Here is a 21,203-nt window from a genome sequence, read left to right on the forward strand (position 1 = left end):
CGATTCGCGCCGTAGGCGCGAATGGGGTGTGGAAGAACCAGGCCGGGGCCCGACGTTTGCGCAGCGAACGTTGGGATTGATGCCGCTGTGCGGCATCAATCCATCAATGCCGGAAATGCCGGACGCCCGTGAACACCATCGCCATGCCGTGCTGGTCGGCGGCGGCGATGACCTCCGCGTCGCGCATCGATCCGCCCGGCTGGATCACCGCGCGGATACCAGCCTCGGCGGCGGCGTCGATGCCGTCGCGGAACGGGAAGAACGCGTCCGATGCCATCACGCTGCCGGGTACCTCGAGCTTCGCTTCGGCGGCCTTCATCGCCGCGATCTTCGCGCTCACGACGCGACTCATCTGGCCGGCACCGATGCCGATCGTGCGGCCTTCGCGTGCGTAGACGATTGCGTTCGACTTGACGAACATCGCGACGTGCCAGGCGAACAGCAGGTCGTGCAGCTGGGCCGCGTCGGGCACGCGGCGCGAGACGACCTTGAGGTCGGACAGCAGCAGCGTGTCGCGGTCGGCGTCCTGCACGAGCAGCCCACCGGCGATGCGCTTGTAGTCGTATGCGTGCGGTGCGGCGTCGCCCCATTCGCCGACCGCGAGCACGCGCACGTTCGGCTTGTTGGCGATCGCGGCGATCGCGTCGGCGTCGAACTCCGGCGCGACGACGACTTCGACGAACTGCCGCTCGATGATCTTCTTCGCCGTCGCGCCGTCGAGGCGGTGGTTGAACGCGATGATGCCGCCGAACGCGGACACCGGGTCGCACGCGTAGGCGCGTTCGTACGCCTCGCCGAGATTCGCGCCGAGCGCGACGCCGCACGGGTTGGCATGCTTGACGATCACGCACGCGGGCGTCTTCTGGAACGCCTTCACGCATTCGAGCGCGGCGTCGGCGTCGGCGAGGTTGTTGTAGGACAGCTCCTTGCCGGCGAGCACGCGCGCGCCGGCGACGGTGCCCGGCGGCAGGTTGCGCTCGACGTACAGCGCGGCGCCCTGGTGCGGGTTCTCGCCGTAGCGGAGCGTCTGCCGGCGCTCGAATGCGAGGCGCAGCCCGGGCGGGAACGCCTCGGGTTTCTCGGCGTCGGTGCGCATGCCGAGCCAGTTCGCGATGATGCCGTCGTAGCGTGCGGTGTGCGCGTACGCCGCTGCGGCGAGGCGGCGGCGCAGCGCGAGGCGCGTGCCGCCGTGGGCGAGCGACTCGAGCACCTCGGCGTAATCGGCCGGGTCGACCACGACGGCGACGTGCTCGTGGTTCTTCGCGGCCGCGCGCAGCATCGCCGGCCCGCCGATGTCGATGTTCTCGATCGCCTCGGCCATCGAGCAGTCGGGCTCGGCCGTGATCCGCTCGAACGGATACAGGTTCACGACGAGCAGGTCGATCGGCGCGATGCCGTGTTCGGCCATCACCGCGTCGTCGGTGCCGCGGCGGCCGAGCAGGCCGCCGTGCACGGCCGGGTGCAGCGTCTTCACGCGCCCGTCCATGATCTCGGGGAAGCCGGTCACGCTGCTGACGTCCGATACCGGCAGGCCCGCGTCGCGTAACGCTTTGGCAGTGCCGCCGGTGGAGACGAGCGCGATGCCGAGCGAATCGAGGCCGCGGGCGAGGTCGATCAGGCCGGACTTGTCCGACACGCTGAGCAGCGCGCGGCGAACCGGTACCAGGGTGGCGTCGAACATGAGCGGACTTCGTCCGGGGGGAAGCGCGCGATTATAGCGGTGCGGCCGCGAGCGCGCGCTGCGGCCGCGCAGCGGGCCGCAGGGATCGGGTCAGTCGGCGAGGCCGTACTGCTGCAGCTTCTTGCGCAGGGTGGCGCGGTTGATGCCGAGCGCAGCCGCGGCACGGCTCTGGTTGCCGCCGTACCAGGCCATCACTTCGCGCAGCAACGGCGATTCGACCTCGCGCATGACGAGCGCGTGCAGGCCTTCGCCCGGTTCCGACTCGACGTCGGCGAGATAACGGCGTACGGCGCGGACGACACAGTCGCGCAGTGCGGGTTGCAACGAAGCTTCGTGCGCGCTGTCCGCGCGCAAGGGGATGGCGGCATTCACAACGTGGCCCTTCTCGGCGAGCGTCCTTCCATGCGTGGGCCGACGGCGCGTGCGCACGTCGGGAGGGGATAGTAGCGCCACGATCGTGCGTTGATAAGTCCCTCGACGGCACTGTTCACGATCGATGACGGTGCCGATGCCGGCTATGCCTTCGCCGATCGGCACTTGCACGATCTATCTCGGCGCGAGCTGAGCAGCGCGCGGGGCCGGCGTTCCGGCACGCGACGGACCGAGCCTCCTTCACGCGAGAGCGTTCACTCGAACTTGAATTCGAACGCGACCGCGTCCTTGCCGGGATCGGCGACCTCGAACACGAGCGCCGTGCTCGCGCCAGGCGCGAGCCCGTTGGCCATCGTGCGTGCGTCGCCGAGGTATTCACGTGGCTGGAAGCGGCGCATCGCGATGCGCTTCTCGTCGAGGTCCGACAGGGTGATCTCGACGGTCGGGAACGACTGCACGAAGGCCGCGTCGTTGCGCAGGGTCGCCGAGATGATGAGTGCGCCGGGTACCGACGGGTGGGGCCGGATGTCGCGCGACAGAAGTTCCAGCGTCGCCGCGTCGTGGCGCAGCGGCAGGCGGCAACCGAGCTTTGCGCAGGCCGGATCGAGCCACGCCCGCACGCGCGCGTCGTCGATCCAGCGCGCCTGCTCGGCCCAGGCGATCTCGCCGGCGAGGGTGAGCAGCAGCAGCGCGCAGCCGGCGAGCCACGGACCGCTGCGGCGCTGGCGCGCGCGCCGGCGGCGCTTCGCGAACGCGGGCAGCGACGAACGTTCGGCCGCGCGCGCGCGGTCGGCGGCTTCGGCGAACAGCGATGCTTGCGCCGGACTCGGGCGGAACACCGGTGATTCGAGCTGCGGCGGCGCCGCCCGGGTCGCGTGCAGCTCGAGCCGCTCGATCGGTTCGGGCGGCAGTTGCGGGTTCAGCGTGCGCAGCGCATCGAACACCGCGGCACAGTGCCCGCAACGCACGCTGCCGTGCGCTGCGGCGAGCTCGGCGCCGTCGACCTTGTAGATCGTCAGGCATTCGGGACACTGCGTGTACATCGGCGGAGGGCGCGTGCGGGGGCGGTCGGATTCTAGCAGCCGGAGCCGTCGCCGACCGGCTCAGTCCTCGCCCGTCTCGGCCGCGAGCGCCGGCTGCGAGGCCCAGGTCAGCATGTGTGGATCGAAGTCGCGCAGGCTCGGCTTGACGATCGCGAAATACGGCGAGACGTCGAAGTCACGCGGCACGTACAGGCTCGAATCGCGGATGTGCAGGATCTCGCGCACCTGCTCGCGCCCCGCCTCGCCCTTGCTGCGCGCGACTTCGATGTCGGGCAGCACCGGATAGCGGATCGAGCCGAACGCGGCGGCGATCAGCGACGAGCAGATCGCGCTGGTCGGTTCGCTGCCGCCGAACGCGAGCAGGCGGCGGCGGAAACGCTCGGGCACGGGCGGCGGTCGCACGAGGTAGCGCGCGAGGTCGAAGATGTTGCGCAGGTCGTACTGCTGGCCGAGGCGGCCGATCGCGTACGAGAGCACCGCGTCGATCTCGGTTTCGTCGAGGCCGATCGGCCGGCAGATGCGCGTGTGCATCTGCGCGTAGCGCTCGACCGGTACCGCACGCACACCGTCGTTGACGTCCGCCTCGACCAGCAGTGGCGTGTCGTCGCCGCGCGACGCGGACAGCGCGTCGCCGATGTAGAGCGCCGCGTGCGACCAGGTCGACTGGGTCAGCGTGCGGATCGCCGCGGAGAAGCGGCTCGTGCCTTCGACGAGCAGCACGTCGCCCTTGCGCAAGGTCGCCGCGAGCAGCCCCGGGCGGCTCGTCGCGACGTGCAGGCCGGGGCGCGGGCGCGCGAGATAGCCGGCGAGGCGATGACCGAGCCACTGCAGCACGCTCACGATGTCCTCCGCACCGGTCGTGATCCGACCAGTCTAGCGCGTGGTGGCGATACGACCAACGGGAAGGGCGGAAGGACTGAACACGAAGGATGCGAAGAGAAGCGCGAAGAGGATCGTTCCCTGCTTGGGCTTCGAGATTCATCCTTTCGCCTTCGTAAGCTCGTTGAAAGCCTGCGCGCGCAACAGGAGGAATCGGAATCCTTCGCTTCGCTCTCCTTCGTGTCCTTCGCGTCCTTCGTGCTTCAGTCTTTCGCTTCGATCAGCCGCCGCGACGGCGACCGGAGATGCGGACCCAGTCTTCGCGCGTCGCGACGACGAGATCGTCGAACCATTCGGCGTAGCGCGCGAGCAGTTCGTCCGCCTGGCCGACGAGGATGCCCGACAGCGCGAACGGCGCGCCGGGCTTCGCGCACGTCGCGAAGCGCGGCGCGAGCTCGGCGAGCGGGCCGGCGAGGATGTTCGCGACGAACACATCGGCGGGTGCGTGCGCGAACTGGTCGGGCAGGAAGAGCGCGAGGCGGTCGGCAACACCGTTGCGCTCGGCGTTGTCGGCACTCGCGAGGATCGCCTGCGGGTCGTTGTCGACGCCGTCGACGCGCGCGGCGCCGAGCTTGAGCGCGGCGATCGCGAGCACGCCCGAGCCGCAGCCGTAGTCGATCACGTGCGTGCCGGCGAGCGCGAGCCCGTCGAGCCACTCGAGGCAGAGCGCGGTGGTCGGATGCGTGCCGGTGCCGAACGCGAGGCCGGGATCGAGTCGCACGACCACCGCGTCGGCGTCGTCGCCGGGCGGGTCGATGTTCGACGGGTAGATCCACAGGCGCCGGCCGAAGCGCATCGGTTTGAACTGGTCCATCCACGCGCGCGTCCAGTCCTGGTCGGCGACCTCGCGGAAGCGCACCTGCGCGGGTTCGATCTCGGGCAGCAGTTCGGCGAGCACGTGCAGCAGGCCGGCGCGATCCGCGTCGGCGTCGAACAGCGCGGACAGCGCGATCTCGCCCCACAGCGGCGTCTCGCCGACGCCGGGCTCGAGGATCGCTCGCTCGTTCGGCGTGTCGGCGTCGGCGTCGAGCAGGGTCACCGCGAGTGCGCCGGCTTCCTCGAGCGCGAGTTCGACGCGCTCCTGTTCGGACGGGCGGATCGTGATCGAGAGTTCGAGGAAGGACATGGATGTCTCTGCAGGTCGCCGCACGCGGCATGCACTTCGCGGTGCCCTCGCACGCGGCCGGTCGATGTCGTCCGCGTCCGCTGCGGATCGCGCCGCGGCGTGCGTCGCGGGACGCGTCAGCCGATCCCGATCGCCTTTTCCTTCGCCTCGGCCATGCGCTTCTCGAGGTAATGGATGTTCTGGCCGCCGGCCTGGAAGCCGCCGTCGGCCATGATGCGCTGCTGCAGCGGCACGTTGGTCTTGATGCCTTCGACGACCATCTCCGACAGCGCGATGCGCATGCGCGCGATCGCGGTCGCGCGGTCGCGGCCGTGCACGATGAGCTTGCCGATCATCGAATCGTAGTTCGGCGGGATGCGGTAGCCGTCGTAGACGTGCGTGTCGACGCGCACGCCGGGACCACCCGGGCATTCGAAGCGTTTGACCAGGCCCGGGCTCGGCATGAACGTGTCGGGGTCCTCGGCATTGATGCGGCATTCGATCGCGTGGCCGTCGAGGACGATGTCCTCCTGGCGGATCGTGAGCTTCTCGCCGGCGGCGATGAGCAGCTGTTCGCGCACGAGGTCGACGCCGGTGATGAGTTCGGTCACCGGATGCTCGACCTGGATGCGCGTGTTCATCTCGATGAAGTAGAAGCGGCCGTTCTCGTAGAGGAACTCGAACGTGCCGGCGCCGCGGTAGCCGATGCGCTTGCACGCCTCGACGCAGGTCTTGCCGATCTCCGCTCGCTGCTCGGGCGTGATGCCCGGCGCCGGCGCTTCCTCGACGACCTTCTGGTGGCGGCGCTGCATCGAGCAGTCGCGCTCGCCGAGGTGGATCGCGTTGCCCTGGCCGTCGGCGAGCACCTGGATCTCGACATGGCGCGGGTTCTCGAGGAACTTCTCCATGTAGACCTCGCCGTTGCCGAACGCGGCCTTGGCTTCCGACTTGGTCATCTGGATCGCGTTGGACAGGTGCGCCTCGGTGTGCACGACGCGCATGCCGCGGCCACCGCCGCCTCCGGCGGCCTTGATGATCACGGGATAGCCGATCTCGCGCGCGATCTTCGTGTTCGCCGCGATGTCGTCGCCCAACGGGCCGCCCGAGCCCGGCACGCACGGCACGCCGGCCGCCTTCATCGCGCGGATCGCCTCGACCTTGTCGCCCATGAGGCGGATCACGTCCGCGGTCGGGCCGATGAAGATGAAGCCGGACTTCTCCACGCGCTCGGCGAAGTCCGCATTCTCGGACAGGAAGCCGTAGCCGGGATGGATCGCCTGCGCGTCGGTGACTTCGGCCGCGGCGATGATGCGCGGGACGTTGAGATAGCTCTCCGCCGCGGGCGGCGGGCCGATGCAGATCGACTCGTCGGCCATGCCGACGTGCTTGAGGTTGCGGTCCGCGGTGGAATGCACCGCGACCGTCTTGATGCCGAGCGTGTGGCACGCGCGCAATACGCGCAGTGCGATCTCGCCGCGGTTGGCAATGACGACTTTGTCGAGCATGGGGTGGGCCGCCTCAGCCGATCACGAACATCGGCTCGTCGAACTCGACCGGCTGTCCGTTCTGCACGAGGATCGCGAGCACGGTGCCGGCGACGTCGGCCTCGATCTGGTTGAACATCTTCATCGCTTCGATGATGCCGAGCGTTTCGCCGGCCTTGACCGCCTGGCCGATCTTCACGAATGCCGGCGAGTCGGGATTGGCGGACGCGTAGAACGTGCCGACCATCGGCGCCTTGACGACGTGGCCGTCGGGCAGCGCCTTGCCGCCCGCCGCGGGCGCTTCGACAGCCGCCGGCGCGCTCGTCGTGATCGGCGCCTCGACGCGCACGGGCGCGGCCGCGGGCGCGGCGGCGACCGGCAGCGTGCCGACCATGCCCTTGGGCAGGCGCGACAGGCGCACGATTTCCTCGCCTTCCTTGATTTCGAGTTCGGCGAGGTTGGATTCCTCGAGCAGGTCGATGAGCTTCTTGATCTTGCGCAGGTCCATGGGGACTCCTGGGCCGTGTAGTCCGAAAGGGGGCTTTGTCAGGTCGCGAGGCGGCGCATGGCGGCGTCGAGCGCGAGCCGATAGCTCAGCGCGCCGAAGCCGGCGATCACGCCGACCGCGAGGTCGGAGAAGTACGAGTGGTGGCGGAACGCCTCGCGCGCGTGCACGTTCGACAAGTGCACCTCGATGAACGGCAGCGCGACCGCCGCGAGCGCGTCGCGCAGCGCGATGCTCGTATGGGTGAACGCGGCCGGGTTGATCAGGATGAACGCCGTGCCGTCGCCGCGCGCCGCATGCACGCGCTCGATCAGCGCGTGTTCGGCGTTCGACTGGAACGTCGCCAGTTCATGGCCGGATGCTTGCGCGATCGTCGCCAGTTCGGCGTCGATGCCGGCCAGCGTCGTGCGCCCGTACGTCTCCGGCTCGCGCGTGCCGAGCAGGTCGAGGTTGGGCCCATGCAGGACGAGGATCGTGGCCACGGCCGTGCCGATCGAAAAGGGCGGGTAGTCTGGCCGAGTCGGTCCGATCTGTCCAGTTCGGCGACGTTCGCCGGAATTTGTGCGAGGTTCGTCAGAGATGAGGTCGCAGCCAGGCGTCCAGCGACGCTTCGGTGAAGTTGCCGTAGCGTTGCGCGACGATGCGCCCGTCGCGGCCGACGAGCACCGAGTACGGCAGCACGTCGCGATCGTTGCCGAATGCGTTTGAGATGTCGCCGCCGCGCGCGCGGGCTGCATCGGGGTCGTCGACGAGCACGGGATATGCGACCGGGTGCTCGCGCAGGAATGCGCGCGTCGCGTCGGCGCCGTCGGCGGCGATGCCGACGACCTGCAGTCCGCGCGAGGCGAGGCGCTGCTGGGTGCGGTCGAGCAGCGGCATCTCCTCGACGCAGGGCGCGCACCAGCTCGCCCAGAAGTTGAGCAGGACGAGCCGGCCGTCCCAGCGCGCCAGGGACTGCGGCCGGCCGTCCGGGTCAGGCAGTTCGACCGCCGGTCGTGGCCGGCCGACCACTTCGGTCGGCGCGCGCGTCGAGGTCGGCGTCGCCGGACGCAGCCAGAGGCCGGCGCCGAGGCCGGCGAGCGCGCCCGCGACCGCGAGCGCGACGACGAGCAGGTGGGTGCGGTCGAACACGCGGGGCTCAGTGCGGCGCGAGCGCCTGCTCGACGACCGCCTGGGTCAGCACGGTCGGCAGCGCGCGGCCGGGACCGGCTTCGCCGGCACGGAACACCACGTACAGCGGCACGCCGACCGCCTTGTAGTCCTGCAGGAACGCAGTGATCGCGGGATCGACGTTGGTCCAGTCCGCGGTCATGAGCACCGCGTTGCTGCGCTTGAGCAGGTCGCGGAACGCATCGGTGTCGAGCACCGCCTTCTCGTTGACCTTGCAGGTCACGCACCAGTCCGCGCCGACGTCGACGAACACGCTGCGGCCTTCGGCGCGCAGGCTCGCGAGGCGCTCGGCCGAATACGGGATCGTGTCGCTCGTGGCCGCGCGCGCGGCTGGTGCCTCGATGCGTGCGATCTGCGCGATCGGCAGCAGCGCCGCGAGCACCACGACGACCGCGATCACCCGCTGCATAGGATGGCCCTGGTAGCGGTGGCGTTCCCACCACCACAGGCCGAGCGCGAGCACGGTCGCGCCGATCAGGACCCAGCCGATCGCGTCGATGCCGCGCTGGTTGCCGAGTACCCAGGCCAGCCACACCGCGGTGAGGTACATCGGGAACGCGAGGAACTGCTTGAGCGTTTCCATCCATGCGCCGGGACGCGGCAGGCGCGCGGCGAGCGCGGGCACGAAGCCTACGAGCAGGAACGGCAACGCGAGGCCGAGGCCGAGCGCGAGGAACACGAGCAGCGCGACGAACGAGGACGCCGCGAATGCGTAGGCGAGCGCCGAGCCCATGAACGGTGCCGTGCACGGACTCGCGACGACGACCGCGAGCACGCCGGTGAAGAAGTCGCCGGCCGCGCCGCCGCGGTTGCTGAGGCCTTGGCCGACGCCGGCGAGACCGGCGCCGATGTTGTAGACCCCCGACAACGACAGGCCGATCGCGAACAGGATGTAGACGAGCACCGCTACGAACACCGGCTGCTGCAGCTGGAAGCCCCAGCCGAGCGCCTGACCCGCCGCGCGCAGGCCGACCACGGCGAGGCCGATCGCCGCGAACGCGACGAGCACGCCCGCGGTGTACACGAGCGCGTGCTTGCGTGCCTTCTCCGAGCTCTCGCCGCTCTGCGCGAGACCGAGCACCTTGAGCGAGAGCACCGGCAGCACGCACGGCATGAGGTTGAGCACGAGGCCGCCGAGCAGCGCGAGCAGCAGCGCGCCGAGGATGCCGCCGAGGCCCGGCGCCGGCGGCGTGCTGCGCAGCGCGTTGTCGTCCTGCTTCGGCGTCGCCGTCGCCGTGGGTGTGGCTTCGGCCGCGACGCTTTTCGGTGGCGCGACGAACGACGCCTTCGCGGCCGCGAGCTGGTCCGCCGTGGCCGCGGGCAGGTCGACCGACACGTCCTTCTGCATGACCGGATAGCAGATGCCGTTCTCGAGGCAGCCCTGGTACTCCGCGTGCAGCTTCACGGTCTGCGCTTCGCCGCGCTCGCGCAGCAGGCCGATCGGCAGTTCGACCTGGTCGAAGTAGACCTTGACCGTGCCGAAGTGCTCGTCGGTGTGGTCGACGCCCGCGGGCCACTGCGGCGCACCGAGCGTGACGCCACCGCCGTCGGCGAGCGTGACCGTGCTCTTGTCGCGGTACAGGTAGTAGTTCTTCGGCATCGTCCAGCGCGCGAGGATCGCGGTCGGGCTCTGCGCGATCGCCTCGAACACGAACGCCTGCTCGGCCGGCAGCGGCGCGGTGTCGACCGCGCCCGCATTGCCACCACCGAGCTGCAGGCCGCCGCCGTTGCCGCCGGCGAGCGGATTCGCGGGCGCACTCGTGGCGGGGCCTGCCGTCGCTGCGTCCGCGCCGAGGTTCAGCGTGACCGTGGTCGGATGCGGCGGATAGCAGATCTTCGGATCGGTCTCGTGGCAGCCCTGCACGGTCAGCGACAGCGTGATGCTCTTCGCCGCCGCGTCGGCGAGCGTGTACGGCAGGGTCGCGTCGATCGCGTGATGGTAGACCTCGACTTCGCCGAGGAACTCGTCCTGCTTCTTCTCGCCCGCGGGCAGCTCGAGCGTGCCGAGCGCGAGGCCTGCCTGCGACGTCTTCGCCTTGATGCGCGAGCGGTACAGGTAGTAGTCGGGCGCGATGTCCCAGTGCAGCGCGAGCTTGCCGGCGCCGGCGGTCTTCGCGTCGAGCCTGAAGGCCTGCTCGACCGGCAGCAGGCCGTCCTCCTGCGCGTACGCGGCGCCGGCCGCGAGGGCGAGCAGGAACGTGGCGGTCAAGCCGGTGAGCAGGCTGCGCATCGGAAAGGCACTCCGTCGGATCGGTATCAGGGGACCGCGCTTGGACCGCGGATCTTGCAGGACGTTCATCGCGGATGGGTGGCTGCGCCCGGCGATCCAAGGCCGGCGCAGGCCTGCTCGAGCCAGGCGAGGTAGCCGGGCGCACCGTCGACCGCCTCGAACACGAGCAACTCGGGCACCTCGTACGGATGCAGCGCGGCGATGCGCGCCTTCAACGCTTCGATCCGCGCGGGCACCGTCTTGGCGAGCAGCAGCAGCTCCGCGTCGACCTGCACGTCATCGTTCCAGCGGTACGTCGACGTCATGCCCGGCAGCACCTGCACGCAGGCGGCGAGGCGCTCGTCGACGAGTGCGCGCGCGATGCGCGCGGCGGTATCGGCGTCGGGACAGCTGCAATGGACTACGACGGCGGCCATGGCGATCGGCGGCGGAGCGGGCCGCCGATCATCGCACGTGGGCCGGACGCGCGCAGCGCCCATGCGCTGCTGTGGGAGCGGCGGAAGCCGTGATGCTTTTCTCGGTCCTCGCCCCGAGAGCATCGCGGCTTCCGCCGCTCCCACACGAGCTCGCCTCGTCATGGGAGCGACTTCAGTCGCGATGCTTCGAACGGGATCGACTCATCGCAATGCGCGCGCCCGCTCGCGCACACCATCCCCACCCAACCCTCCCCTCGAAGGGGAGGGCTGAATGCGCGCAAGCGGCTTACGGCGCTGCTTCGAACCCGCTCGCGAAGATCACGTCGCTCGGCACGACCGGCTCGCACACCGCGGGCTCGCTCGATTCGAACAGCGCGCGCGTCGCCCATTCCGGATGGTCGACGAACGGGTTGCGGTTGCCCTGGAAGCTCTGGATCACGTCGTTGCGCGCGACTTCCTCGGCGTCGGGCGGATCCTGCAGGTGCCATTCGAGCAGGGTGGCGAGGATGCCCATGTACGCCTTCGCCGCGGTGTTGCTCGTGATCACGATGAGGCTGCGGTTGTCGGTGAGCTCGAGATCGGGGATCACGCCGTCGTGCGCGGCCTCGGCGGCGATGCCTTCGTAGCGGATCGCCATGTAGAACATCGCGCGCGCCATCTCGCCCTTGCGGTGGTTCCAGACTTCGAACGAACCTGCGTTGCCGTCGGGCGAGCGCACCCAGTTCGAATTGCCGGGGTAGGTGCCGCTGCCGCCGCCGACGCCGTTGTTCGCTTCGGTCGTGAGTTCGGTGCAACCGCTCGTGCAGTCGTCGTACGGCTTGTTGCCGCGGCTCGCGTTCTGGTCGGTGTCCGACAACCACAGCATGTGCGTGTCGGTGTACGCGGCGAGGCTGCTGTTGGCGAAGCCGAGCGAGTTCGGCCAGGTGTGCTCGCGGTTGTACGTGATGCCGCTGCCGATGCCGGCGCGGTCGCTGCCGATCGTGTACGAGCGGTTGCGATAGACGTCGATCATCTTCGCGGCGTCGTTCGGGTCCTGTTGCGCGACCTCGAGGATCGTCCACGTGTTGGTGCCCGAGCCGCTGTACGGATAGACCGTGTGGCCCTTGATCGTCTGGTGCAGCGAGCAGCGCAGCTGTTCCGGGGTGCTCGGGTTCACGTGCGCGTAGTAGCCGTCGAGCGTGCCGGTGGCGACCTGGAACGCGACGACGACGTCGGCCGTCATCGCGACCGAATCGAGGTCGTGCACGCCGCTCGCTCGGATCGTGAACGTGCAGCTCCCGCCCGCGGGCAGCACGCTCGCCGGCGTGAGCGTGCGCTGCGCGCCGCTGCCCGCTTCGTCGAGCGCGATCGGCGAAGCGTCGCAGCTCAGCGCGAACGCGTTCGAGGTCGTCACCGGTTCGCTGAACGTCACGCGCACGTCGCTCGCGATCGCGACGTTGGTCGCGCCGTTCGCGGGTTCGGTCGAGACGACCGTCGGCGGCGCGGTCGTGGGGTCGAGCGTCGTGAACGTGACCGTGTAGTCGGCCGCGAGCGGATCGGGCGTGCCGTCGACGTCGCTGACGCGTGTGGCGAGGATCGTCCAGGTGCAGCTCTCGTTCGCGGCGAATGCGCTCGACGGTGTCAGCGTGTACGTGGCCGGGCCGCCGCTGACCGTCGCCGTGTGCGTGCCGGAGACGGAACAGCTGATCGAGTACCACGGATCGGTCGTCGTCACCGCTTCGCTGAACGCGACGCCGAGCACGGCGCCCGTCGCGACGCCGCTCGCACCCGCGGCCGGCGTCGTCGACGTGACCGCCGGCGGCAGATCGACCGGCGGATCGCCCGCGATCGCGAACTGCACGTCGTCGATCGCGAGGCCGTCTTCGGCGCCCGCGATGTCGGCGTCGATCCAGCGCACCCACAGGTGCGTGCCGGGCGCGAGCGACAGCCCGGCGATCGTGCCGGAGATCGCGATGCGGTTCGCGGCGAGGTTGCCGTCGAGCGCACCGACCGCTGCGGACGTGTTCGGCGAGGCGAAGTCGAGTGCGTCGACGTCGACCCAGGTCGCTGCCGCGTCGTTGATCGACGTCGCATCGAGGCTGTACTGGAAATCGAGGCGGTCGCTGCGGCCGGTCGCGCCGAGGCGCCACTGTTCGCCCGCGTAGTTCACGTCGACATGGTTGACGACGAGGCTGCTGTCGTTGCCGAGTTCGGCGCCGATCAGCGGCTGCAGCGAGCCCGAGCGCAGCACGCCGAGCGCGCGCTCGGCGGTGCCGCTCGCGCCGTAGCTGTAGGTGTTGCCGGCCGCCGTGCTGCCGGTGTCGGCGGCATACGTGCCGTTCGCGTTCGTGCCGGCCTCGACGAAGTGCCAGCCGGCGGGCAGGGCCGAGCCGGTGCCGGTCGCGGCGAGCGTGTCGAAATGCTCGAGCGCGGGCGAGCCGACGACGAGCGAAACGTATTGCGCGTGCGCGGCCGGGGCCGACGCGAGGAAAAGAAGGAGTGCGGCGCCGAAGGCGCCCTTGGTGTACTGCATGCGGATTCCCCAGGACGGGCCCGCGCACCGTGCGCAGGCCTGCGCTCCGGACTATAGGCGGTCGGCGTGACGGTTGTCGCCACGCACTTGAATCGCCCGGCGGGGGCGCCATCTGGGATGCAGCCGTCGCGCCCCTTTCCTGGGGCCGACTTCGTCGCTAAAATTGGCACTCAGCACGAGCAAGTGCTAACAATTTTTCGTTAGTCCTTCAACATCAACCTGTTACGGAGACATCCATGAAGCTTCGCCCGTTGCACGATCGCGTGATCATCAAGCGTCTGGAAGCCGAGACGAAATCGGCCGGTGGCATCGTGATCCCCGACGCCGCGGCCGAGAAGCCGGTCAAGGGCGAGGTCCTCGCCGCCGGTACCGGCAAGATCCAGGAAGACGGCAAGGTCCGCCCGATGGCGGTCAAGGTCGGCGACATCGTGCTGTTCGGCAAGTACTCGGGCACCGAGGTCAAGGTCGACGGCCAGGAACTGCTGGTCATGCGCGAAGAAGACCTCATCGCCGTCGTCGAGAAGTAAGCAGGCGCCGCGCGCCGCGCTTCCCGAATTCCCCTCCCAGACATTCTTTCAAGGACATCGCTCCAATGGCAGCCAAAGAAATCCGTTTCTCCGAAGACGCGCGCGCGCGCATCCTGCGCGGCGTCAACACCCTCGCCAACGCCGTCAAGGCGACGCTCGGCCCGAAGGGCCGCAACGTCGTGCTCGAGAAGAGCTTCGGCGCGCCGACGATCACCAAGGACGGCGTGTCCGTCGCGAAGGAGATCGAACTGGCCGACAAGTTCGAGAACATGGGCGCGCAGATGGTCAAGGAAGTCGCTTCCAAGACCTCCGACGTCGCCGGTGACGGCACCACCACCGCGACCGTGCTCGCGCAGGCGCTGATCCGCGAAGGCCTCAAGGCGGTCGCGGCCGGCATGAACCCGATGGACCTCAAGCGCGGCATCGACAAAGCCGTCGTCGGCGCGGTCGAGGAACTCAAGAAGCTCAGCAAGCCGTCGGCGGACAGCAAGTCGATCGCCCAGGTCGGCACGATCTCGGCCAACGGCGACGACGCGATCGGCACGCTGATCGCGCAGGCGATGGACAAGGTCGGCAAGGAAGGCGTGATCACGGTCGAGGAAGGCTCGGGCCTGGACAACCAGCTCGACGTCGTGGAAGGCATGCAGTTCGACCGCGGCTACCTGTCGCCGTACTTCATCAACAACCAGCAGAGCCAGCAGGTCGAGCTGGAAGACCCGTACATCCTCCTGCACGACAAGAAGGTCTCGAACGTGCGCGAGCTGCTGCCGGTGCTCGAGGGCGTCGCGAAGGCCGGCAAGCCGCTGCTGATCGTCGCCGAGGAAGTCGAGGGCGAAGCGCTCGCGACGCTCGTCGTCAACACGATCCGCGGCATCGTCAAGGTCGCGGCCGTGAAGGCGCCGGGCTTCGGTGACCGCCGCAAGGCGATGCTCGAGGACATGGCGATCCTGACCGGCGGCCAGGTGATCTCGGAAGAGGTCGGCCTGCAGCTCGAGAAGGCGACGCTGAAGGATCTCGGCAAGGCCAAGAAGGTGATCATCTCGAAGGAGAACACGACGATCATCGACGGCGCCGGCGAAGCGGGCAACATCCAGTCGCGCATCAAGCAGATCAAGGCGCAGATCGAGGAGACCTCCTCCGACTACGACCGCGAGAAGCTGCAGGAGCGCGTCGCCAAGCTCGCTGGTGGCGTGGCCGTGATCAAGGTCGGCGCCGCGACGGAAGTCGAGATGAAGGAAAAGAAGGCGCGCGTCGAAGACGCCCTGCACGCGACGCGTGCGGCGGTCGAGGAAGGCGTGGTCCCGGGCGGCGGCGTCGCGCTGATCCGCGCGCTGGCCGGCCTGGCCAAGCTCAAGGGCGACAACGAGGACCAGAACCACGGCATCCAGATCGCCAAGCGCTCGATGGAAGCGCCGCTGCGCGAGATCGTCACGAACGCCGGTGAAGAGGCGTCCGTGATCCTCAACAAGGTCGCCGACGGCAAGGGCAACTTCGGCTACAACGCCGCGACGGGCGAATACGGCGACATGGTCGAGCTCGGCATCCTCGACCCGACCAAGGTCACGCGCACCGCGCTGCAGAACGCCGCGTCGATCGCCGGCCTCGTCATCACGACGGAAGCCATGGTCGCCGAAGCGCCGAAGAAGGAAGAAGCCCACAGCCACGGCCCGGCCGGCGGCGGCATGGGTGGCATGGGCGGCATGGATTTCTGATCCAGGCAACGCCGTTCGTCCCGAGCTCAGGCGCGCAGCGTCGAAGTCGAAGGACAAGCAGCAACGAAAAGCCCCGCGGCGATGCGGGGCTTTTTTTTCCGCGCGCAGCATCTCCATCACGCACGACGCCGACGCGAGCCGCGTGATATCCGGCCGCCCATTTCCCCGCTTGCAATGACGCAGACGGCCGCATCGCGCGGTCGCTTCGTCGTCGAACAGGGGAGCCGCATGACCGACCATCCTTCACCCGCAAGGGCCGCGCATGCGCGTGGTTCACGGCGCGCCTCACCTGCGCGCTCGTGCGCACACGCACTTCGCCATGTCGCCGCGATGCTGTTCGCTGTGCTCGCAAGCCTGTCGATCGCGCATGCCGATCCCGACCCGTTCGTGTTCGAGAGCCACGCGCCCGGCGACGTCGGCGGCGGCCTCGCCGTCGGCGTCAATCCGGTCGGCATCACGTTCCGCCTGCTGCAGCGGACAGAGCTCAGCGAGATCGGCATCTACGCGCGGGGCAACGGCACGCAGAGCGTGTACGGCGCGCTGTACCGCATTGCCACGCCCGACACCGTGCCCGACGTCGCCGGCGACAGCCGCCTCGTCGGCACGACGTTGCTGCAGCCGTCGACGACGACGGCCGATGTCGCCGGACCGCTCGCCGTCACGCTCGAACCGGGCTGGTATGCGATCACGACCGGCACCGGCCGCTACGGCGCGACCGCGTCGACCTGGGCCATCACCCTGCCGAACGTCTGCGCGACGTGGCCGTGCCCGACCCAGGCCGGCCAGACCGTCGGCCCGTACACGGTGAACGCGACGACCAACGCGCGCTCGCTGCAGGGCACGACCGTGCGCATCTTCGCGCGCGGCCAGGCGCTGCCGCCGTCGCCGTCGTCGCCGACCGACTTCCTGGTCGAGAGCGCGCGCGTTTCGGCGTGGAAGTCGACCCAGACGAGCGGCATGGTCTCGCCGGGTCGTGCCGTCGCGGTGCGCTTCGCCGTCGATCGCCCTGCGCGCGTGCGTCGTGTGAGCGCATGGATGTTCTCCGGCAGCGGTAGCGTCTACGCCGCGATCGTGCGCATCGCCGGACCGACCGCGAACACACCGTTCCCGGCCACGACCGCGTTCACCGCCGCGCTCGCCGGCTCGGCCGTGTTCGACGTCGGCAGTGGCGCTGACGAATACGGCGTGGACCTGCCCGATATCGCGCTCGCGCCGGGTTCGTACGCGCTCGTGATCGGCTCGGGCCTGTTCGGCGCGGGGGGTTCGGCACTCATGCTCAGCGTCGTCGACCAGGTCGTCATCGACGATGCGCTGCTATGGAACAGCGCATGGGGCCCGTTCTGGGCCCCGGCGACACCGACCGACCACTACGCCGTGCGACTCGCAGGCGTCGTGCCCGAACTCGCCGCGGACCCGGTCGCGTTCGGCGACGTGCCGCTCGGCGTCGAGGCGACGCGCGCCGTCACCCTGCGCAACCTGCGCGCGGGCGACCTGCATCTTTCCGGCATCGCACTCGGCGCCGGCGCCGCCGACGGCTTCGCGCTCGACGCGGATGCCGCCACGTGCGCGAACGTGACCCTGCCCGCGCAGGGCGAGTGCACGTTCTCGTTGCACTTCACGCCCGTCGCGCTCGGCGCGCAGGCGGCGCGCATCGACGTCGCGAGCGACGGCGTGCCGGCGACGTTCGCGGTCGCGGCGAGCGGCAACGGCATCGCGGCGTGGACGGTCACGCCGAGCGCGGGCGCGCACGGTTCGATCGCACCCGCGACGCCGCAGGTCGTCGGCGACGGCGGCAGCCTCGCCTTCACGCTCGCGGCGGAACCCGGCTACCACGTCGACGTGGTCGGCGGCAGCTGCGGCGGCATGCTCGCGGGCACCGTCTACACCGTCGCCGCAGTACACGCCGATTGCACGATCGAAGCGAGCTTCGCGCTCGATCCGGCGACTGCGTTCACGCTGCTCGGCGGTTCGCCGCAGTCGACCGCGGTCGACACCGCGTTCGCGGCGTCGCTCGACGTGCGCGTGACCAACGCGGCTGGTATCGGCGTCCCCGGCACCGTGGTCGCGTTCGCCGTGCCGACGAGTGGCGCGAGCGCGCTCGTCGCGGCGAGCGCGCAGACCGACGCCGACGGCATCGCGCGCGTCGACGCGCGCGCGAATACGATCGCGGGCCGCTACGACGTGAGCGCGAGCGTGGCCGGGCTCGCGGGATCGGTCGCGTTCGAGCTGGAGAACCTCGCCGGCCCGGCCACGCACGTCGCAGCCGTCGACGGTGCGCAGCAATCCACGGTCGTCGAGACCGCTTTCGCCGCACCGCTCGCGGTGCGCGTGAGCGATGCGCACGACAATCCGGTCGGCGGCGCGATGGTCGCGTTCACCGCGCCCGCGAGCGGTGCGAGCGCGAACGTCTCCGCAGCGGCGGTCGCGACCGACGCCGACGGCCGTGCCGCCGTCGCGGCGACCGCCAACGCGATCGTCGGCGGCTACGCGGTCGTCGCGACCGTCGTGGGCACGGCCGAATCCGCTTCGTTCGCGTTGCAGAACCTCGCGCCCGACGTCGCGCTCGCGCTGGCGATCGACGACGGCCGCGACTATGTCCGCTACGGCGACACGCTCGTCTACGACGTCGTCGTGAGCAACCACGGCAGTGCGATCGCGCGCGACGTCGACGTCGCGGCGGACCTGCCGGCGGGCATCGACGCGAACGCGGCGAGCTGGAGCTGCATCGACGCGGCGTCCGGCGCGTGCGGCGCCGGCGGCAGCGGTGCGCTGCTCGACCACGCGACCGTCGCGGCGAACGGCAGCGTGCATTACCTGCTCGCCGCCCCCGTACGTGCCGACGCGCCCGGCGCGACGATCGAAGTCGGCGCGAGCACCACGGGCGTCTATGCGGGCGACATCGCGAACGCGACCGACACCGGCTGGCTGGTCGTGTTCCGCGACGGCTTCGAGGCGAAGTCCGGCGACTGAAGCGCTCCGGCCGCCGCCGCATCCGCCGCACGACGGCGGCTTGCGGCGGCGGACCTTACGCCTGCGGGAGCGACCCGCTACAGTGGCCGGTGGACCGCCGGCGCACGGCGGCCCCCGCGGGTCCGGGCGATGGCCCGGACGTTCGCAGCAGTCGGATCATGTCGGCCAGGCACTACCGTTTCGGAGGTTTCGAGCTCGACGCATCATCGCGTACGTTGCGCGACGCGCACGGGCCGGTCGCGCTGCCGCTGAAGTCGTTCGATTGCCTCGTCTACCTGATCGAGCAGCGCGAGCGCGCAGTCGGCCGCGACGAGCTCATCAGCGCGGTGTGGGGTCGCGCCGACGTCAGCGACGCGCTGCTCGGCCAGACGCTCGCGCGGGCGCGTCGCGCGATCGGCGATACCGGCGACGAACAGCGCTTCATCCGCACGGTCGCGCGCTTCGGCTACCACTGGGTCGCGCCGGTCGTCGTCGTCGAACAGGTGGCGCCGCCGGCGCCGGAGCCCGCGATCGCCGACACCGCGCGCGCGCTGCCCGCGCTCCCCGGTGAGATGCGCACGCCGTCCACCGCGCGCCGCCGCCGTGTCGTGCCGGTCGGGGTCGCCGTCGCATTCGCGCTGGCGACGGCGGCGCTCCTCGTTTGGTGGCGCATGCCGCCTGCGATGCCCGAAGTCGCTTCGGCCGGTGCAGCGCTCGTGTTGCCCGTCGACGTGCCCGACGACGGCGGCGACGCGCGCTGGATCCGTTTCGGGGCGATGGACTACCTCGCCTCGCGACTGCGCGAACGCAGCGGCCGGCCGGTGTTGCCGTCGGAGCAGGTGATCGCGTACCTCGCGCGCGACGGCGAGGCGGCCGTCGATCCGGCCAGACGCCGCGCGCTCGCGCTCGCGGCGGGCGCTTCACTCGTGCTCGCCGCGCGCATGCACAGGGAAGCGCACGGATGGACGGTCGAGCTCGACGTCGAGGACAGCGAGCGCAACGTGCGCCATGCGGCGACCGCGCCGACGCCGCTGCAGGCGATCGATCGCGCGCTCGCCGACTGGCTCGGCGATCCGGCGATCGCCGAAACACCCGCGCGGCCGACCGCGCTCGAGCTGCAGCAGCGCATCGATGCGGCGTTCCTCGAAGGCGATCTGCGCGAAGCCGCGGCGATCGCAGAAGCCGCGCCGGCCGACCTGCAGCGCCTGCCCGAGATCGCCGTGCGCGTGGCGGAGGTCGACGAACGCTCCGGTCGCATGGAGCAGGCGCAGCGCGATTTCGAGCGCCTCGCGTCGGCACCCGACGTGTCGCCGCTCGTGCACGCGCGGTCGCTGTACGGCCTGTGCGCGGTCGCCTTTCGCCGCAACGAGCCCGAACGCGCGCAGGCGCACTGTCGCGCCGCGCTCGCCGCGCTCGACGGCCGCCACGAGCCGCTGCTGCTCGGTCGCGCCTACATGATGCGCGGCGTGATCGAAGACCAGCTCGGCAGATACGAGGACGCGCTCTCCAGCTTCGCGCGCGCGCGCATCGAATGGCAGGCGGCCGGCAACCTGCCGGGCGAGGCGAGCCTCGACGTCAACGAGGGTCTGGCGCATGCGCACCACGGCCGTTTCGCCGAAGCAGTCGCGTCGTTCCAACGCGGCGCGGCCGTGTTCGAACGTTTCGGCGTCATCGACCACCTCGCCTCGACGCTCGCCGCGAAGTCGGACGCGCAGCGCATGATGCTCGACAGCGACGACGCACTCGCGAGCAGCACCAAGGCGTGGCGGCTGGCGCCGCGCATGGACGATCCACGCGCGGTGCTCGCGATCGCCTACACGCACGCGCAAGCGCTGCTCGCGAACGCGCGGCTCGACGAACTCGGTCGCCTGGTCGAGCGCTACGACGACGGTACGCCGGTCGCGCCGCCCGAGTTCGCGCTGATGCGCCTCGCGCGGGACCTTGCGCGCGGCGTGGTGGCGCCGCTGTCGGTCGGCGATGTCGACCGGCTCGTCGACCGCGTGCTCGCGCCGCCCGACCCGAGCAGCGACGCGCGCCTGTCGCGCACGGTCGACCTGCTCGTCGCGGCCGCGCTCGCACAGGGGCGGCGCGACGTCGCCGCGCACGCGCTGCAGCGGCTGCACGACGCGGGCGAGACGCCGCTCGATGCCGACCGCCCGTTCGTCGCCGCGTTCGCGTCCGCGCGCCTCGCCGCGGCCGACGGTGACGCCGCGGCGGCTGACGCCGGTTACGCGCGCGCGTTCGACCTCGCGCTCGCGGCGAGCCGGGCGGACGAGTGGGTGCCCGCCGGCGCCGCGCGCGTCGCCGCACTCGTGCGCGGGGGACGGCTCGACGCCGCGCGCGGCGTCGGCGGCCGTCTGGCCGCGTACGCCGATCGCGACCTCGACGCGGCCGAGGCGCTGCTCGCGCTCTACGACGCCGGCGGCGAGACGGCCGCCGCCGCGCGACTGCGCGAGCGCATCGAAGTGCTGCGCGGACAGCGTCTTGCGGCCGAGCATGCGCCGTGACGCGCGTGTCACGGCGATGTCACGCCCGTGTCAACGTGCCCTGACGCCCGTTTGACGCGCGCGACGGCACGCAGGCCTAGGGTCGGGCGACATGGTCGGGCGGGGCCCGGC

The 21,203-nt window shown here is 70.5% G+C and carries 16 protein-coding genes; 4 read left to right on the forward strand and 12 right to left on the reverse strand.

Annotated features, from left to right (window positions below):
* Positions 1-103 precede the first annotated feature (103 nt).
* The 12 genes from purH to FHW12_RS21095 all read right to left on the reverse strand — a co-directional run bounded on the left by purH (position 104) and on the right by FHW12_RS21095 (position 13,397).
* On the reverse strand, positions 104-1,681 hold the full coding sequence (purH, locus tag FHW12_RS18990; RefSeq protein WP_182532638.1) for a bifunctional phosphoribosylaminoimidazolecarboxamide formyltransferase/IMP cyclohydrolase: 1,578 nt from the start codon (positions 1,679-1,681) through the stop codon (positions 104-106).
* 90 nt (positions 1,682-1,771) lie between these two features.
* The gene (locus FHW12_RS21675) at positions 1,772-2,224 is read right to left on the reverse strand and encodes a helix-turn-helix domain-containing protein (protein WP_310735292.1); all 453 of its coding nucleotides are present in this window, start codon (positions 2,222-2,224) and stop codon (positions 1,772-1,774) included.
* Positions 2,225-2,307: 83 nt separating this feature from the next.
* Positions 2,308-3,096, reverse strand: a complete 789-nt coding sequence (locus FHW12_RS19000; protein WP_182532639.1) for a zinc-ribbon and DUF3426 domain-containing protein — start codon at positions 3,094-3,096, stop codon at positions 2,308-2,310.
* A gap of 60 nt (positions 3,097-3,156) precedes the next feature.
* Entirely contained in the window at positions 3,157-3,936 is a 780-nt protein-coding gene (locus FHW12_RS19005) for a YiiX/YebB-like N1pC/P60 family cysteine hydrolase (RefSeq protein WP_310735294.1), read from the reverse strand.
* 259 nt (positions 3,937-4,195) lie between these two features.
* Positions 4,196-5,101 carry a 50S ribosomal protein L11 methyltransferase gene (gene prmA / locus FHW12_RS19010; RefSeq protein WP_182532640.1) on the reverse strand — a complete coding sequence of 302 codons (906 nt, stop codon included), beginning with the start codon at positions 5,099-5,101 and terminating at the stop codon, positions 4,196-4,198.
* Between the two features lie 116 nt (positions 5,102-5,217).
* On the reverse strand, positions 5,218-6,585 hold the full coding sequence (accC, locus tag FHW12_RS19015) for an acetyl-CoA carboxylase biotin carboxylase subunit (protein ID WP_182532641.1): 1,368 nt from the start codon (positions 6,583-6,585) through the stop codon (positions 5,218-5,220).
* A gap of 13 nt (positions 6,586-6,598) precedes the next feature.
* On the reverse strand, positions 6,599-7,072 hold the full coding sequence (gene accB / locus FHW12_RS19020) for an acetyl-CoA carboxylase biotin carboxyl carrier protein (RefSeq protein WP_182532642.1): 474 nt from the start codon (positions 7,070-7,072) through the stop codon (positions 6,599-6,601).
* 38 nt (positions 7,073-7,110) lie between these two features.
* Positions 7,111-7,551, reverse strand: coding sequence for a type II 3-dehydroquinate dehydratase (aroQ, locus tag FHW12_RS19025; protein WP_182532643.1), 441 nt, complete (start codon positions 7,549-7,551; stop codon positions 7,111-7,113).
* A gap of 91 nt (positions 7,552-7,642) precedes the next feature.
* Positions 7,643-8,200, reverse strand: a complete 558-nt coding sequence (locus FHW12_RS19030; protein WP_182532644.1) for a TlpA family protein disulfide reductase — start codon at positions 8,198-8,200, stop codon at positions 7,643-7,645.
* A gap of 7 nt (positions 8,201-8,207) precedes the next feature.
* On the reverse strand, positions 8,208-10,469 hold the full coding sequence (locus FHW12_RS19035; RefSeq protein ID WP_182532645.1) for a protein-disulfide reductase DsbD family protein: 2,262 nt from the start codon (positions 10,467-10,469) through the stop codon (positions 8,208-8,210).
* A gap of 65 nt (positions 10,470-10,534) precedes the next feature.
* Positions 10,535-10,885 carry a divalent-cation tolerance protein CutA gene (gene cutA, locus FHW12_RS19040; RefSeq protein WP_182532646.1) on the reverse strand — a complete coding sequence of 117 codons (351 nt, stop codon included), beginning with the start codon at positions 10,883-10,885 and terminating at the stop codon, positions 10,535-10,537.
* Between the two features lie 286 nt (positions 10,886-11,171).
* On the reverse strand, positions 11,172-13,397 hold the full coding sequence (locus FHW12_RS21095; protein WP_220484542.1) for an endonuclease: 2,226 nt from the start codon (positions 13,395-13,397) through the stop codon (positions 11,172-11,174).
* A gap of 236 nt (positions 13,398-13,633) precedes the next feature.
* On the opposite strand from FHW12_RS21095, the gene groES reads away from it, so the two are divergent.
* The 4 genes from groES (at position 13,634) to FHW12_RS19065 (ending at position 21,092) form a co-directional block, all read left to right on the forward strand.
* Positions 13,634-13,924 (forward strand): co-chaperone GroES, encoded by a 291-nt coding sequence (groES, locus tag FHW12_RS19050; RefSeq protein WP_182532647.1) that lies wholly within the window; start codon positions 13,634-13,636, stop codon positions 13,922-13,924.
* Between the two features lie 65 nt (positions 13,925-13,989).
* Positions 13,990-15,636, forward strand: coding sequence for a chaperonin GroEL (gene groL, locus FHW12_RS19055; RefSeq protein WP_182532648.1), 1,647 nt, complete (start codon positions 13,990-13,992; stop codon positions 15,634-15,636).
* Between the two features lie 330 nt (positions 15,637-15,966).
* Positions 15,967-18,606 (forward strand): choice-of-anchor D domain-containing protein, encoded by a 2,640-nt coding sequence (locus FHW12_RS19060; protein WP_182532649.1) that lies wholly within the window; start codon positions 15,967-15,969, stop codon positions 18,604-18,606.
* A 158-nt stretch (positions 18,607-18,764) separates the two neighbouring features.
* Positions 18,765-21,092 carry a winged helix-turn-helix domain-containing protein gene (locus tag FHW12_RS19065; RefSeq protein WP_182532650.1) on the forward strand — a complete coding sequence of 776 codons (2,328 nt, stop codon included), beginning with the start codon at positions 18,765-18,767 and terminating at the stop codon, positions 21,090-21,092.
* Positions 21,093-21,203: the final 111 nt, after the last annotated feature.

The organism is Dokdonella fugitiva, assembly GCF_014138265.1.
Classification (GTDB): domain Bacteria; phylum Pseudomonadota; class Gammaproteobacteria; order Xanthomonadales; family Rhodanobacteraceae; genus Dokdonella_A; species Dokdonella_A fugitiva_A.